Raw genomic sequence first — 14,932 nt, forward strand, 5'->3', positions numbered from 1 at the left:
TCGATTCTCTCGAGTGTCGGAGGTGGGGCAACGGCGATCAGATCATACGGTCCTCGCGTAAGCTGCCACTCACGCGCGTCAAGTTTATGGTTACCCGAATGGCGGGTTTGGCCGATGATCCGTCTGTGGACTTCGCCCCTCGAACGTCCGCAACCTCTTTTTCTGGTGCCGAATGCCAGCCATCTGTCGTGCCCCCTTGACATCATCTCCGTGCAGGTAGATGAAATGCGCTGCAGCACATTTCAAGTACGTGCAGGTGGCCACCGACCTGCTGCGCGAAGTTACCAGTCCGCCGGAGCGTCCGCCCTCCGAGTAACGTGGGCGCAGTGTAGTACCCCATGCTGGAGGTCGCGGACATCTTCCGCGCCCAGGGCCAGTATGGCGACGCACGGTGTCGCTGAGCCTGGGGCAGCTGAAGGTCATGTCGGCCATCGAACTGTGCCGCAGCGCGGCGCTGGGGGGACACTTGCTGCGCTGTTCCGGCTACGCACAGATCGAGGTCGCCTACAACTCCTGTTGCAATCGCGGACGAATCGCGCTCTGCAAGCTCGCCCACACTATTGACAGCATGGCTGCCGATCGTCGACAGATGGGCCATGCGGACCCTCTTCTCCCCTCTCTCGTCGATCAGCGACATTCGCGCGCCGCGGGCATCGTCACCGGGATGCCTTTGCCGAACCTCGTCGAGGAACCGGCGGTTGATCTCGTAGATGATCTCGAGCGGCCGCGGCAGCAGGCTTTGAAACAGTGGTACTCCCCACGTCTCAAGTGCCTCAGGTAGCAGTGTGTGATTGGTATAGGCGAACGTGCGGCGGGTGATGTCCCACGCCTCGTCCCATGGCACGAGACGTTCGTCCACCAGCAGGCGCATCAGTTCGGCTACCGCGATGGACGGGTGGGTGTCGTTCAACTGCGCGGTGAACATGTTCGCGAAGTGCTCCACCGGTTCCCGCCTGCGGTCAAGCAGGCGCAGCATGTCCTGCAGCGAGCAGGATACGAAGAAATATTGCTGGGCCAGGCGCAATCGCTTGCCGGCCTCGGGCTCATCGTTGGGATACAGCACCTTTGAGAGCGTCTCGGAGATCACCTTCTCCTGTACCGCCTCATAGTAGTCGCCGGCGTTGAAATCCTGCAGGTCGAATGATTCGACCGCCTCGCTCTTCCACAGACGCAACGCGTTACACGTGTTGACCCGGTCACCTAGTATGGGCATGTCGCAGGCCACGCCTTTGACCTGATGCGCCGGTATCCACCGAACGACAAAACGGCCCTGCGCGTCGATCTCGTTTTTGGTGTGCCCGCCAAAGGCAACATAGAAGCTCACGTCCGGGCGAACGAATTCCCATGGATTTCCCCAGTGGAGCCACTTGTCAGTCAACTCGACTTGTGAACCGTCACGGATATCCTGGTGGAAGATGCCGAACTCATAGCGGATGCCGTACCCGATGGCAGGGATTTCGAGCGTCGCAAGCGAATCCAGGTAACAGGCAGCAAGCCTCCCGAGACCTCCATTGCCCAATCCCGGCTCTTCCTCGATCGCCAGCTCCAGGTGCCTCGGGGCGAGCGGCTGGTTCACGTTCCGGCTCGTCGTATTGCCGGTGCTCGTGCCCGGCATCGCGTCGGGCGCATTCATCGCGTTCATGAGTTCGTTCGATAACGTCGCGCTGTCGCTGTTCCTTTCCGATGCGCGCTCCGAAGTGTTGCCGATCCATCTGTGGCACATCATCGAGGACAGCCTGGACGTGCGGGTGGCCGCAGCCTCGGGTGTGCTGATCGTCGTGACCTTGATTTCGATGTTGTTGATGGAGCGGCTCGCCGGACTGTCCCGGCAGTTTCGCTAACCGCTGCAACGAGTCTTTGTCCAATCAGGTGAAAAACGTGCGCAAGATGCTCTCCAACGTGAAGGCTGTGCTCGGCGCCGAGCAGCGTTACGTCCCGCGTCCCGTCGACGTTGTGATTGAAGGCGAGCGGATCGCAGCGGTCGTGGCCGGCGGCAGCGCCACCGACGGCGAGCGCGTGCCGCTCGACGGCTGCCTGCTGGTGCCGGGGCTCGTGAACGGCCACCAGCATTCGCACGAGCATTTTCATAAAGGACGGCTCGAAAACCTGCCGCTCGAACTGTGGATGCACTATGTCCGCGCGCCTCGTCCGGCCAGGCTCACGCCGCGCCAGGCCTATCTGCGCACAATGGTGGGCGCGCTCGAGGCGCTGCGCAGCGGCGCGACCACACTGGTGGATGACGTAAGCCTCGGCCAGTCGATCGACCCCGCCACCGTCGAAGCGATTTTCCAGGCCTATGAAGACGCGGGCATTCGCGCGTTGGTCGGCTTTTCGATGATGGACCGTGCGATCGTCGACAACTTCCCGGACGTCGACACGCGTTCTTTGCTCTGCTGGAAACCCGACTCGCACAACACCATCCGCACCACAACCGGGTTGGCATTGCGATTTCGCCTTCGGCGCCGCAGCGCTGCACGCCTGAATATCTTGCGCGTTGCCGCGCGTTTGCCGATGCGCATGCGCTGCCGGTGATTATCCATGTGCAGGAAACATGGCTGCAGGTGGTCACGGCGCAGGCCTTTTACGGCAAACCCATGGTGATGCGTCTCGTCGAACTCGGCTTTCTGCGGCCGGCACCTCGCTGATTCACGCGGTGTGGCTCTCGGATGCCGAGATCGAGTGCCTCGCTCAGCCGGGCGCCAGCGTGCAGCGCAACCCGTGGAGCAACCTGATGCTCGGCTCGGGCGTGCAACCGGTGCGCGCGCTGCTCGACGCAGGCGTCAACGTGAGCCTGGGTTCCGACGGCTGCGCGTCGACCGTCACCGGCAATATGCTCAACGTGCTGGGCAGCGCCGCAGCGCTTTCGAAGATACGCGGCAACGACCATTCGCGCTGGTTATCGGCATCCGAAGCGCTGCGCGCGGGCACGGTGGGCGGAGCGAGCGCGCTCGGACTCGGCGGCCAGCTCGGCGCGATTGCGCCGGGTTATCGTGCCGACCTGGTGGCGTATCGCACCGATACGATCAGCTTCACGCCGCTGACGGACCCGGTGCGCCAATTGGTCTACGCCGAACGTGGCGCGTCGATCGACAGCGTCTTCGTCGCAAGCGACGCCGTATTGCGCAACGGAAGGCTCACCCGCGTCGACGAGCCGGCGCTTTTGCGTGAAATCAGCGCAGCCTACGGGGCGCTCAGCGCCGAGTTTGATCTCGCCGATGAATCGGTCGCGCCGCTGCGCGCCGAAATGGAAAAGGTGTACGCGCGGGCCCAGACGCTGCATGCGGACTGGAAAACCTGTGCGGCGAAGCTAGCTCGCTGATGTGCGATGTGGCAGGCGCGAGTTGCGAGCGTAAGTTTGCCGGTCTGCGTCGGAGTTCTTAATGTAGCTCCGCGCCGAACGATTGATAGTGCGCTCCACGCATCGGTTCGCCCCGCCCGCTTTGGCCACGGCCTTCTTCCCCGCCGCTGGACTCGAATACCACGTGCATGTTGTGAATTTCGTCCGCCGACAATCGCTCGATGTTGCCAGGAGAGCCCGAGGGCGCACGTCATGTTTGATAAGCCAGCACTGGATACTAACGAACGCCCCGCCTATCTCGCGTTGGCCGACGAACTGATTCGCTACGATACGACGAGCAGCCGATTAAATCTCGGCTTGATCGATGCGATCCTGGACCGCCTTCGAACCCATCACATCGAAGCCTTGCGCCTCGCCCGATACGGTGTTGCTGCCTGGCTTTGCTTGCGAACATTCCCAATAATTGCCCTGATGCAGTGGAGTGTCAGGTCGCCACTGCGGGTAATTTGAGCAAATCCAGAAAAGCACGGGCGACGGGCACGAGTGGTTCTGCGGCGCTGCCCTTGAAAACAGCCGCGAGTTCCCAGCACGGCTCCTCGGCTTCGCGCAGAGTCGCCGTGGCGATCGGCGCGCCACGCGTGTCGCGCACCCTGGCGGAGGCGACAGATTCCGGCACGATCGTTATCGCAAGCCCCTGCGCCGCCAATTCAAGCAACATCGGCATGTCGTTGACCTCGAAGCTGATCTGGCGCTGCAGCCCCGCGGCGGCAAAGCTTCGATCGACGAGCCGTCGCACGCTCCATTCTGGACGCAGATCGGCGAACGTTTCTTCGCAAAGATCCGCGAGCTTTAGCCCGTTAGCCCCCGCCAGTCGATGATGCGTCGCGCAGACGACGACCATTCCCTCACACGCGAACATTTGCGATCCGAGACCGTCCGCTGGCGAATCCGAGGGCTGGGTAAAAGCGAGGTCAAGACGTCCTTCCCGCACCTCGTCGATCAACGCGCGCGAGCCATCGAGTGTCAGGTGGATATCGATCCCGCCGAACGCGGCCCGAAACCGTCCCAAGGTAGCAGGCAGATCGACATAAGGCGCGAGACCGTGAATGGCGCCAATGCTGAGCCGGCCGCGTGCGAGCCCATGCACTTGCGTCACGGCGTGGCGCGCGTCGCGCGCGGCCGCGAGCACCCGCCGCGCTTGCGTGAACAGCACTTCGCCGGCAGGCGTGAAGTCGACTCGCCGCGTGCTGCGGATGAACAACGGTCCGCCCAGCTCGTCCTCCAGTAAGCGGATCGATGCCGACAAGCCGGACTGAACGAGGTTAAGTCGACGCGCCGCGCGCGTGAAATGCCGCTCTTCTGCGACCGCTACGAAATGTTCGAGCTGCTTCAAGTCCACGTTAGCACCCTTCTCACCACAGACGATTAATCACGAAAACCGCACAATTGGATCATATCTTTCTATTGGAATGTTAAGTCGATCTTCGATATTGTCGGATGCTCCGGAGCGTCAGAGGACCACCGGGCACGAAGTGCTCGCGCAGTGGGGACTTAACGACCGCACCGCGGCCGTGGATTCCGGGCAACATTTATGGAGATTGTTTCATCATGGAATACCGTCAACTGGGCCGTTCGGGCCTGAAGGTGTCCACCATCACGCTAGGCACGATGACGATGGGGGGCAAGGGCAAATTCGCGAGCGTCGGCGAGGTTGGCCTCGACGATGCGCGCCGGCAGATCGACATGTGCATCGACGCGGGCGTCAACCTGATCGATACGGCAGATGTCTATTCCAATGGCGCGTCGGAGGAAATCGTCGGCGAAGCGCTCGGCGGCAAACGCAAAGGCGGCGTGCTGATCGCCACGAAGGCCCGCTTCCCGATGGGCGACGGACCGAACGATCGGGGTCTGTCGCGGCATCATCTGATAGAGGCCTGCGAAGCGAGCCTGCGGCGCCTCAAGACCGACGTGATCGACCTCTATCAGGTGCACGAATGGGACGGACTCACGCCGCTGGAAGAAACGCTTGAAGCGCTCGATCTGCTGGTTCGGCACGGCAAGATCCGGTATGTCGGTTGCTCGAACTACTCCGGCTGGCATTTGATGAAGGCGTTGCACGTGAGCGAACGCGATCGTCTGCCGCGTTTTGTGAGCCAACAGATTCACTACACGCTCGAAGCACGCGAAGCGGAATACGAACTCGCGCCGATCGCGCTCGATCAAGGGCTCGGCATTCTTGTCTGGAGCCCGCTCGCAGGTGGCCTGCTGTCCGGCAAGCACCGCCGCGACACGTCGCCCGAGGGAACGCGCCAGCTCGCCGGCTGGACCGAGCCGCCGATCCGCGACGCGGAGCGCCTGTGGTCGATTGTCGACACACTGGTCGAGATTGCCGGCGAGCACGATGTCTCGGCCGCGCAGGTCGCGCTTGCGTGGACGCTCGGACGCCCCGCCGTCACCTCGGTCATTATCGGTGGACGTAACGAAGCACAACTTCGCGACAACCTCGGCGCCGCGAATCTTACGTTGACCGCCCAGCAGCGCGAGCGGCTCGACACGGTGAGCGCGCCGCCCCTGCTCTATCCATACTGGCATCAGCTACAGACGGCCCATGATCGCCTTGGGGCGCCTGACCTGTCGTTACTGGGACCCTATCCCGACGCACAGGGTCGGGCTCTGTCGCAGTAAGACGATCTGCGATGGTGAGCGTCCTTGAAACGAACGATGTAACCGACGATGAAGTCGCCAAACGCCGGCGTAGCAAGTTGCTCAAACGCCTTCACTATCGGTTGGATGTAATCCTGAAATGATGGCTGAGCGTGGAATCTCGGTGCATCATTCGCACCGCGCACCGCTGGGCGATAAAACTGTTGCCGGTGCCGTGGAGAAGTCGTTTCGCCATCGCAGCTTCCCGTCGGCAAGAGCTGACGTGTCGATGAAACCTACATCAAGGTCAAGGGCCAATGGAAATATCTGTACCGCGCCGTCGACAAGGCCCGTGCGTGTGATACGTCAAGATCTGCCAGTCCAAATACCTCGACAACCTCGTCGAACAGGACCGTCGGGCGATCAGGCGACGCACGCGATCCATGCTGGGATTCAAGACATTCCGCTGCGCACGGATCCTGCTTGGCGGCATCGAAGTAACGCACATGATCGGCAAGGGACAGATGAAGTGTGCTCGCCGGACCCATCTGTCCACCGCCGGCCCATTTTACGACCTCGCAATATAAGCAGTACTGTGCATATCGATCTCCTTCGCCCCGCATTCCTTACTGCGACAAAACCACCGTGAGTCGAGATTCCACTCGTTCAACGAGCGTCGATTTCCTGCGCGGCCTGGCGTTGATCGTGATTACACTCGACCACGTCTCGCACAGCGCTCTCTCGCATCTGACACTGCATACCTATGCATTTTGCGACGGGGCCGAAGTCTTCGTCTTTCTCGGCGGCTATGCGAGCGCCGCCGCTTATTGCGCGATGACAGCGCGCGGTGGCGCAGCGCAGGCGCAGCGCCGCTTTCTAAAACGCAGTTGGGAAATCTATCGTGGCTATCTCCTGACGGCCGCTCTGATGCTGCTGTGCGGCCTGGCAATGATCGCGTTGCACATTCACACCGCCGTACTGACCTACACCGATGCGCCACTGTTTTTGGTCCGGCCGCTCCAAACGCTACTCGATATCGCCACGCTACGGCGCCAGCCTGATCTGGCTGCGGTGCTGCCGATGTATATCGGGTTCGCGCTGTGTGTGCCGCTGGTCGCGCCGGTCGTTCGCCGCCAGCCGGCCACCGCGTTGCTGGCGAGCCTGGCGTTGTGGCTGTGCGCACCTTCGCTTGCGCATCTGCTGCCGAGCGCCGACCCGATCGGCTGGTCATTCGATCCGTTCGCGTGGCAGTTGATGTTTGTGCTTGGCATGCTATGCCGACTGCATCCGGTGTCCGCCGTGTTCCAGGCTTCGCGCGCCGGACTGCGGCTGACCTGGATCGCGCTTGTCGTCGCGCTGGCTTTTGCCACTTACAGGTTGCTGATTGACAACCAGCCGGAACCCGGCTATTTGAAACAGCACCTGAGTTCCCTGAGAGTTGTCAGCTTCGTCTCGATCGCCTGGCTGGTCGCCCAGTTGAGCCGGCTCGGTTGGATCGACCGGCTGGCCGCGGCGCTACCGCCAGTGGTCACGGTCGGTCGCCAGGGGCTGACCTGTTTTATCTGGGGAACGCTCATTTCGATCGTTGCCGACACCGCGCTGCAGGTCGCGGCGTCCGCCTTCCATACACGCACGCAAGCGGTTGCCGCGGCGCTATCGGCCGACTTGCTGACGATCGCAGCGGTACTCGCCGTCGCCATCGCTACTGCCAGGCTCAAAGCGAATCGCCCGATATCACAGCGGCAGCACAGAACTGGACAATACGGATGCCGAGCCGTTGCTCCGAAACAAGAACGGTCAATAGCGGGGCGCCGTGTCTGGGAGACGCGCCGCACTTCTTCTTCACGGTATCGGTTCGAGTTCCGCGGGGTATCGCGCCCAGCCGGCCGGTCTCCAAGAGAGCTTTCGGGTCGTGGCGTGGGTCGCCCCGGGTTACGGTCAGAGCGCACCATTGCGGGTTGCGACACCGGGGATTGAGGGCTATGCCGACGCGCTCACGGACCTCATGTGGGCACTGGACATCGGCATCGCTACCATTGTCGGCAGTTCGCGTGATTGCCGCCGCCTTTGCGAATCGCTTTCCGGAGGCGGACCGCTCGCTGGTTCTGTCGGCACCGAATTGTCGCCGCGGACATCTGCGGGGCAAAGCGAAGTCCCGAGAAAAATCGCCGCGTTAGTTCGTGCGAACGCCGCTCGCGGACACGGCTGCGCGGGCTTTCGAACGATGACCAAGACCGCTCTCTTGCAGCCAATAGCCAAGGCCGACGAAGATTCCACCACCGGCCAGATTGCCTAGCGTGACAAAAAGTTCGTTATGCAAAGCACCGGCAAACGTGATGTTGGTCGGGTGCTGGCCGATTAGTGCAAGCGCGAACACGAACATGTTTGCGACGCTGTGCTCGAAGCCGCAGGCAACAAACGCAAACACGGGCCAAAAGATCAGTCCCAGCTTTGCACCGTCATTGTTCGTTCGAGCTGCCATCCAGATCGCCAGGCAGACAAGCCAGTTGCACAGGAGGCCCTTCGCGAACAGCGGGACCCCAGGCGTCGCCATCTTCGTCTCGACCGTCTTGAAGAAAATCTCTGAACCGTCGGTTAGCAGTACTCCCCCCCCGGCTGCGTGCAGTATCACCGCGAGCACGACAGCGCCGATCAGGTTGCCGATCCAGCATGTCACCCACACTAGGAGCATGCCACCCACGCCGGTCTCACCCCGAAATACAGCAAGAGGCATATACATCGCCGTGCCGGTGAACAGATCGGAGCCAGCGAATACCACGATGGTGAGGGCACACGCGAAAACCCCCCCCATGATGAGGTGCACATAAGCTGGATCGACATGCGAGCCAACTGAAAACATAAGAATGTCGCCGAACCCGATATAGGCGCCAGCCATTGCCGCGCCGATAAGGAAAGTGAGCGGCGAGCGGAGAACGACCGACACTTTATACGCACCGGCTTTCGAGAACTTATCAATACTGTCTGCGTACATCACTGCTCCAGAAAAGAATCCCCCGTATCGGCTGCCCGGGGGAGCGGCAAATTAGCGCACATAATAGGTCGGTATAAGCCGTTCTTCATTACCAAACCGGCCTGAAAAGGTAACATCAGCCACTTCTTGATGCTGTATCCCTGTCGGAGGGCGGCTTCTGTGCTCCTTTCTGTTGCGGACGCATCGAAAGGGCGTTCGACCTAAAGATCGCTTGCTTAAATAGAGAGATGTTCTTTGAGTTCCTGCCCGCGTGCGGCTGCCGGAACCCACGCTCCACGCGCCTTTCATCCGAAAAAGGGCTCTGGTGCAAACAGCGCGGGGGCAAATCGGTCAAGGTATCGGGCTGAACGAATTGAGAGCCGACGATGAGCAAGCCGAAGAGCCTTGACGAACTGTTCGCAGGCCGTCACTTTGACCGCGATGTGATCATTCTGTGTGTTCGCTGGTTGCGGTGGTCCTGCTCGACCGAATTATTGAGATATTTCGAGCATCGGACCCTCGTGTCAAGTCCCGGACGAAAGTCATGCTCGGCTTCAAACGTTTCAGGAACGCAGCGATCACTCTCTCAGGTATTGAGTTGGTACACCGTATTCGCAAAGGCCAATTCAGTCTTGGGAAGCTCGGCCTCAAAGATACCGCTGCACCCGCACTCTGGAAGGCCGTCCTGTCTGTTTCATGAGGTATCCTTTCTATACGAAAATCTTGTCTACACCACCTATTTGCACCAGAGCCAGATTCGGATGGTAGCCCCTGGACGGCTTACTGCGGCCGCGGCTGGCCGCGGCAGCGCTCGTCATCGTGTGGCTCAGCGTGAAGACCGCCGAATCAGTCGCGAGGCGGCTAGGTCGGAAAGTGGACCGGCTTGCTCATGCCCGCATCGGACAACGCACACAACGCTACCGCCGACCAGTCGTGCGCGGCGCCCATCCCTTGCGAACGCAAGGTCAGGAAGCGGTCACGCACGAGGCTCGCCAGCGGCAACGGCACACCCAGCGCCTCGGCGGCCGCCAGCATCAGCCGGTTGTCCTTCTGGCCGAGCGGCAACGAAAAACCCGGCGGCTGGAACTGCTGGGACGCGATCAACGGACCGTAGATCTTGTACGGCGGCGCGTTGAAGTTCGCGCTCGTCAGCAATTCGACGAGGCGCATCGGGTCGATGCCAGCCTTGCCGGCCACCGCACAGGCCTCGCCCAAAGTCTCGATGATCGCGGACAGCATGAAATTGCCGATCAGCTTCACAAGGTTCGCCTGCGAAGGATCCGTGCCGACGATGCCGACCGACTGTCCGAGTTGCTCGAGAAGCGGGACCGCGACGGTGAGATGCGCGTCCTCGCCCGCGGCCATGATGAAGAGCTTGCGCGCCGCCGCGGCGTCGGGCCGGCCGAATACCGGCGCGGACACGAAAGGGAGTTCCGCTTCGCGGTAGCGCGCCGCGTGATCCTGCGCGGCCGCCACGCTAATCGTGCTCATCGAGATATGCAGCGCGCCCGGTCGCAGCGCGTTAGCAATACCGGCCTCGCCGAACGTGACGGCGGCATGCGCGGCATCGTCGGCGACCATCGTGAACACGACGTCAGCCGACGCCGCGGCGTGCGCCGGGCTTGCGGCGACCCGTGCGCCAGCGGCGCGCAAAGGCTCCGCCCTCGCGGCAGTGCGGTTGAAAACATGCACCTCATGCCCCGACTCGATCAGGTTCATCGCAATTGCGGCGCCCATCGAGCCAAGACCTACGAATCCAATCTTCATGGCGATAATCCAGTTGAACAGCCAAGCGGATACGGGATCGCTCAGACTGCAAGTTGATAGACCTGGCGGCTGACTTCGAGCGTCACGTTGCCGTGCTCGCCCAACGCCGTCATCCCGTGCTCTTCAAGTTTATTGATCAACGTGCCGATGGAGCTGCCGTCAATCTGATAGTCGCGCAACCGGGTCCCGAGCGACATGCGCTCGAAGAACACGCGGGTTGCCGTGATCGCCGCGCTGATGCGCTCGTCCTCGCTACCCTCGGTAATGTTCCAGACGCGCTCCGCGTATTGCAGCAGCTTGGCGTGCTTCTGTTGCCGTCGCACGCTCAGCATGGCCGGCAGCACAATCGCGAGCGTCTGCGCATGGTCGAGCCCATGCAGCGCGGTGATTTCGTGGCCGAGCATGTGAGTCGCCCAGTCCTGCGGCACGCCTGCGCCGATCAGGCCGTTGAGCGCGAGCGTCGCGGTCCACATGAGGTTGGCGCGCACGGCATAGTTGTGCGGCTCGGCAAGCGCCTGCGGGCCCACTTCGGTCAACGTGATCAACAGCCCTTCAGCAAAGCGGTCCTGCACTTTCGCATCGACCGGGTAGGTCAGGTACTGCTCGACGACATGAACGAATGCGTCGACGACGCCGTTGGCGATCTGCCGCGGCGGCAGCGAGTAGGTCGTGACCGGATCGAGCACGGAAAATCGCGGATAGGTTGCATCGCTGCGAAACGGCAGCTTGTCGCCTTTCGCGCGATGGCTGATCACGCCGCCGTTGTTCATTTCGGAACCCGTGGCCGGCAACGTCAACACACTGCCGAACGGCATCGCGTCGCGCACTTCAACCTGTTTCGCGAGGATGTCCCACGGCTCGCCGTCGAACTTCAGTGCGGCCGCGATGAACTTCGTGCCGTCGATCACCGAGCCGCCGCCGACTGCGAGCAGAAAGTCGAGGTCGCGCTCACGTGCCAACTCGACCGCCTGCATCAAGGTTTCATAGGTGGGATTGGGCTCGATGCCGCTGAACACGAAATAGGGGCGCTCGCCGAGCGCTGCCTGTACTTGCGCGAGCACGCCATTGCTCTTGATGCTGCCGCCGCCGCACGTGATCATCACGCGCGCGTTGGTCGGGACCTCGGTGTCGAGTGCGGCGATCTGGCCTTCGCCGAACAGAATGCGAGTTGGATTGTGGAAGATGAAGTTTTGCATGGGGACCTTGCTTTCCTGCATTGATATGACCGGTCGTCTCAACTGCGGACAAACCGCGCACCGCAGAGCGACTGCGCGCCGCCCGGCGCGCCGACCTCGCTTACTGTTATTGCCGGGACTTGAAAAACAGATCGAACATCGAATGCACACAGGCCTTCAAAGGTTCGACCGAGTCCTCCAGCTTCATCCGCAACAGGCTGCCTTCCCACATGTTCCAGAAAAGGTCTGCCATTGCTTCAGCCGGAAGATCGCGGCGCACCGAACCGAACTCCTGTCCTCGGCGCAGGTACTCCGCACAACGCATGCGCCATTCGTCGACCGTCAGGCGCGCCGCACGACGGCACAGATCGCTCGACTGCGCGATCTCGCCGGCAAAATTGCCTAACAGGCATCCGCAACGATCTTCACAAGCCTCGTAGTCGGCCACCATGCGCTCGTACATGCCGCGTAGCGCGAGCAGCGGATCAGGCGCATCCACTTCGATCGAATACTGCTGCCACTCTGCCGCCTGCTCGTCCGCGTAGTGACGCAGGATCGCCGCGCCAAACGCTTCCTTGCTGTCGAAGTAGTTGTAGAACGAACCCTTGGGCACGCCGGCGCGCGCAACGATGTCCTTCACGCCGGTGCCGTGATAACCGGTTTCGGCAAACAGCGCGACGCCGGCCTCCAGCAGCTTCTGGTGAAAGTCCGCGGTTCTGCGCAAAGGTGCTCCCATCGCCGCGCTTCAGGCTCGCCGCGTGGCGAGCTCGGCGCCCTGACGCAAGGCTTCGAGGAGACTGCGCTCATCGGCAATGCCCTTGCCGGCGATGTCGAACGCCGTGCCGTGATCGACCGAGGTGCGGATCACATCCAGACCGACCGTCACATTGACGCCCGCCTCCAGCCCAAGAACTTTGACCGGACCGTGACCCTGATCGTGATACATCGCGACCACCAGGTCGAAATCGCCGCGTCCGGCGCGGAAGAAAAGCGTGTCGGCAGGCAACGGACCTTCAATGTCCCAGCCTCGCTCGCGAAGACGCTGCACCGCGGGAACGATCTTTTCTTCTTCCTCGCCGTAACCGAACAGGCCGTTCTCGCCCGCATGCGGATTGATGCCGCACACGGCGATGCGCGGATTGGCGATGCCGGCCTTCACGAGCGTCGCGTGACCGCGTTCGATCGTGCGCTGCACGAGGCCCGGCTCGATCTTGCGAATCGCATCGATGATGCCAATGTGCGTGGTCACGTGAATCACGCGCAATTTAGGCGCGACGAGCATCATCGAGACTTCGTCGATGCCGGTGAGATATGCGAGCATCTCGGTGTGGCCAGGATACTTGTGACCGCCTGCGTGAAGCGCCTCCTTGTTCAAGGGCGCCGTGCAGATCGCGTCGATCTCGCCGGCTTTTGCCAGCTCGACCGCGCGCGCAATGTAGCGGTAGGCGGCGTCGCCTGCGAGTGCCGACAGCTTGCCAAATGGCAGGTCGACGGGAATCAGCGCGAGGTCGATACACTCGATGGTCCCCGACTCATAGCGGGCCTCCGACGCGTTCTCGATACGACGCACCGTGGCGCTACCGCCGAGAATCTCATTCGCGCGTTCGAGGCGTGCCGCATCGCCGATGACAAGCGGGCGGCACTGCTGATAGACCGACTCGTGCGTCAGGCTCTTGACCACGATCTCGGGACCCACGCCGGCTGCGTCGCCCATCGTGATGCCGATGACAGGAAGGTAGTTGCTCATAGTGTTTTGGCTGAATTCCGTGGGCTCGTGTTGCTAGCCGTTGAGGGTGTGGAGGGGCCGGCCGGGCTGCTGACTTCTGGCCCGCCGCGCGCGGAGTCGGTCGCGCTCCTCAGATGAAGGTAAGCGCCGTACAGCGCATGCGCGCTGCCGAATGCGCCAGCCTTGGTGACAATCCTGAGGTGCTCGCGGCCATGCGGACGCGCTACCGCGACGCCTGGCTCGATCTCCGACAGTAATTGCAAACTGGCGATACCGACCGCGCTCAGCATCGCGCGCGCAGTTTCGCCGCCGGTGGCGATCAGTCCGCTGAGATGCGCAAACGATGGCGCAACGAGCGCCGCCAGCGCCTTCGACAGATGCGCACCTTCGGCCGGATTGAACGCTTCGTCGCGCCCGATTCGCAGCAGCAGATCGGTGCGTTCGCCAAGGTGAGCGGCCACGCGGGCCTGCCAGCCCGGCCATTGCGGATGCTGCTCGGCGTCTCGCAGCAAGACGGGCGGCACCACGATCTCGGCGATGCCCGCACGCTCGCGCAGCATCGCGCATTGCTGCTCCGAGACCGCCGAGAGGCTGCCGACCAGAATCAGCACCGCGCCGTCCTGCCGGTACATCTGCGACGGCGCCGCGTTTTGGTCCGGCGCGGGCGCGGACTGGCCGCTCACCAAAGCCAGCTCGCGAGCCAGTCCGCCGGAGCCGACCCAGAAGAACGCGCCGTCCAGCGACGCCGTGGCCTCGGCGAGCGCCCTGAGGTCCGCATCGGTTTGCGCATCGACGACCAGCGCCTGCGTGCCGCCGCGCATCATTGTGCCGATGGTCTCGCGCAATGCCTGCCGATCGCCGCGCAGTGCCGCGACCCTCAACAGCGCCGTGGTGAGGCCCGCGGACTCCAGCATCGTCGCGAGATCGGCAGAACGTTCAGCGTGTTCGAGCTGCCAGGTTTCGGTCTCTTCGAGCGGAATGCCGTGCACGAAGACCCGGCCGTCACACACAGTACGCCCGGTTGCCGGGTAAGCCGGCGCGACAATGGCGAGCCCCGCGAGCGGCTGCAAGCCGGCGACTTCGGCGGCCCAGTTGCCGCGCAAGGTGGAATCGATTTTTTTGTACAACCGGCAGGCCGGCGCGCCGTATACCTGCCACGCCGCGCCCGTGCAACGTGCCGCGTCAGCGGGCGACATACGGCGCGTGTCAGTATCCACCGCGATCACTTCGGCGTGCAGCGTCGCCTGCGCCGCCGTGAGGCTCACCGCCGTGCGCAGACCAGCGGCGGCAAAGGCAATCGCGCAATCGGCGGCGCCGGACAGGTCGTCGGCGACGATTACAAGTTTAGTCAT

Annotated in this window: 13 protein-coding genes and 4 pseudogenes; 9 read left to right on the forward strand and 8 right to left on the reverse strand. The window is 62.4% G+C overall.

The genetic code is table 11. The features are described 5' to 3' along the window. Window positions 1-338: 338 nt before the first annotated feature. Window positions 339-526: pseudogene (locus tag OKW41_RS24305) on the forward strand (transposase zinc-binding domain-containing protein); the annotation flags it as partial. Window positions 527-544: 18 nt separating this feature from the next. Here OKW41_RS24305 and OKW41_RS24310 read toward each other — a convergent pair. Then, window positions 545-1,543 (reverse strand): annotated as a pseudogene (locus OKW41_RS24310) (glycogen/starch/alpha-glucan phosphorylase); the annotation flags it as partial. Window positions 1,544-1,598: 55 nt separating this feature from the next. Between OKW41_RS24310 and OKW41_RS24315 the strand changes: the two are divergent. The 4 genes from OKW41_RS24315 (at window position 1,599) to OKW41_RS24330 (ending at window position 3,808) form a co-directional block, all read left to right on the forward strand. Next, window positions 1,599-1,841, forward strand: coding sequence for a hypothetical protein (locus OKW41_RS24315; RefSeq protein WP_429448760.1), 243 nt, complete (start codon window positions 1,599-1,601; stop codon window positions 1,839-1,841). Window positions 1,842-1,887: 46 nt separating this feature from the next. Next, window positions 1,888-2,532 carry an amidohydrolase family protein gene (locus OKW41_RS24320; RefSeq protein ID WP_429574379.1) on the forward strand — a complete coding sequence of 215 codons (645 nt, stop codon included), beginning with the start codon at window positions 1,888-1,890 and terminating at the stop codon, window positions 2,530-2,532. A 19-nt stretch (window positions 2,533-2,551) separates the two neighbouring features. After that, window positions 2,552-3,319 carry an amidohydrolase family protein gene (locus OKW41_RS24325; RefSeq protein ID WP_429574201.1) on the forward strand — a complete coding sequence of 256 codons (768 nt, stop codon included), beginning with the start codon at window positions 2,552-2,554 and terminating at the stop codon, window positions 3,317-3,319. A gap of 231 nt (window positions 3,320-3,550) precedes the next feature. After that, the gene (locus OKW41_RS24330) at window positions 3,551-3,808 is read left to right on the forward strand and encodes a hypothetical protein (protein WP_429447590.1); all 258 of its coding nucleotides are present in this window, start codon (window positions 3,551-3,553) and stop codon (window positions 3,806-3,808) included. Here OKW41_RS24330 and OKW41_RS24335 read toward each other — a convergent pair. Continuing rightward, the gene (locus OKW41_RS24335; protein ID WP_429574202.1) at window positions 3,783-4,697 is read right to left on the reverse strand and encodes a LysR family transcriptional regulator; all 915 of its coding nucleotides are present in this window, start codon (window positions 4,695-4,697) and stop codon (window positions 3,783-3,785) included. The genes OKW41_RS24330 and OKW41_RS24335 overlap by 26 nt on opposite strands. A gap of 209 nt (window positions 4,698-4,906) precedes the next feature. Here OKW41_RS24335 and OKW41_RS24340 point away from each other — a divergent pair, with 209 nt between their 5' ends. The 3 genes and pseudogenes from OKW41_RS24340 to OKW41_RS24350 all read left to right on the forward strand — a co-directional run bounded on the left by OKW41_RS24340 (window position 4,907) and on the right by OKW41_RS24350 (window position 7,918). Continuing rightward, a complete protein-coding gene (locus OKW41_RS24340) occupies window positions 4,907-5,983 on the forward strand; it encodes an aldo/keto reductase (RefSeq protein WP_429574203.1) in 1,077 nt (358 codons plus the stop codon). A 115-nt stretch (window positions 5,984-6,098) separates the two neighbouring features. Next, a pseudogene (locus OKW41_RS24345) lies at window positions 6,099-6,528 on the forward strand (DDE-type integrase/transposase/recombinase); the annotation flags it as partial. 58 nt (window positions 6,529-6,586) lie between these two features. Then, window positions 6,587-7,918 (forward strand): OpgC domain-containing protein, encoded by a 1,332-nt coding sequence (locus tag OKW41_RS24350; RefSeq protein ID WP_429574204.1) that lies wholly within the window; start codon window positions 6,587-6,589, stop codon window positions 7,916-7,918. Window positions 7,919-8,114: 196 nt separating this feature from the next. Here OKW41_RS24350 and OKW41_RS24355 read toward each other — a convergent pair whose 3' ends face one another. Next, window positions 8,115-8,933: a formate/nitrite transporter family protein gene (locus tag OKW41_RS24355; protein ID WP_429574205.1), complete on the reverse strand. Its 819-nt coding sequence runs from the start codon at window positions 8,931-8,933 to the stop codon at window positions 8,115-8,117. A gap of 511 nt (window positions 8,934-9,444) precedes the next feature. Here OKW41_RS24355 and OKW41_RS24360 point away from each other — a divergent pair. Next, a pseudogene (locus OKW41_RS24360) lies at window positions 9,445-9,612 on the forward strand (IS6 family transposase); the annotation flags it as partial. Between the two features lie 161 nt (window positions 9,613-9,773). Here OKW41_RS24360 and OKW41_RS24365 read toward each other — a convergent pair. From OKW41_RS24365 to OKW41_RS24385, 5 genes are all read right to left on the reverse strand, one after another. Continuing rightward, complete coding sequence (locus tag OKW41_RS24365; protein WP_429447583.1) at window positions 9,774-10,679, reverse strand: NAD(P)-dependent oxidoreductase; 906 nt, start codon at window positions 10,677-10,679, stop codon at window positions 9,774-9,776. Window positions 10,680-10,720: 41 nt separating this feature from the next. Beyond that, complete coding sequence (yqhD, locus tag OKW41_RS24370; RefSeq protein WP_429447582.1) at window positions 10,721-11,875, reverse strand: alcohol dehydrogenase; 1,155 nt, start codon at window positions 11,873-11,875, stop codon at window positions 10,721-10,723. Between the two features lie 106 nt (window positions 11,876-11,981). Beyond that, window positions 11,982-12,578 (reverse strand): TetR/AcrR family transcriptional regulator, encoded by a 597-nt coding sequence (locus tag OKW41_RS24375; protein ID WP_429574206.1) that lies wholly within the window; start codon window positions 12,576-12,578, stop codon window positions 11,982-11,984. A gap of 21 nt (window positions 12,579-12,599) precedes the next feature. After that, on the reverse strand, window positions 12,600-13,601 hold the full coding sequence (gene pdxA, locus OKW41_RS24380; RefSeq protein WP_429447580.1) for a 4-hydroxythreonine-4-phosphate dehydrogenase PdxA: 1,002 nt from the start codon (window positions 13,599-13,601) through the stop codon (window positions 12,600-12,602). Then, complete coding sequence (locus tag OKW41_RS24385) at window positions 13,598-14,932, reverse strand: four-carbon acid sugar kinase family protein (protein ID WP_429574207.1); 1,335 nt, start codon at window positions 14,930-14,932, stop codon at window positions 13,598-13,600. Before OKW41_RS24385 ends, pdxA begins: the two co-directional genes overlap by 4 nt.

Origin of the sequence: Paraburkholderia sp. UCT70 (genome assembly GCF_050434085.1) — a bacterium.
In the GTDB taxonomy this organism is placed as follows: domain Bacteria; phylum Pseudomonadota; class Gammaproteobacteria; order Burkholderiales; family Burkholderiaceae; genus Paraburkholderia; species Paraburkholderia tuberum.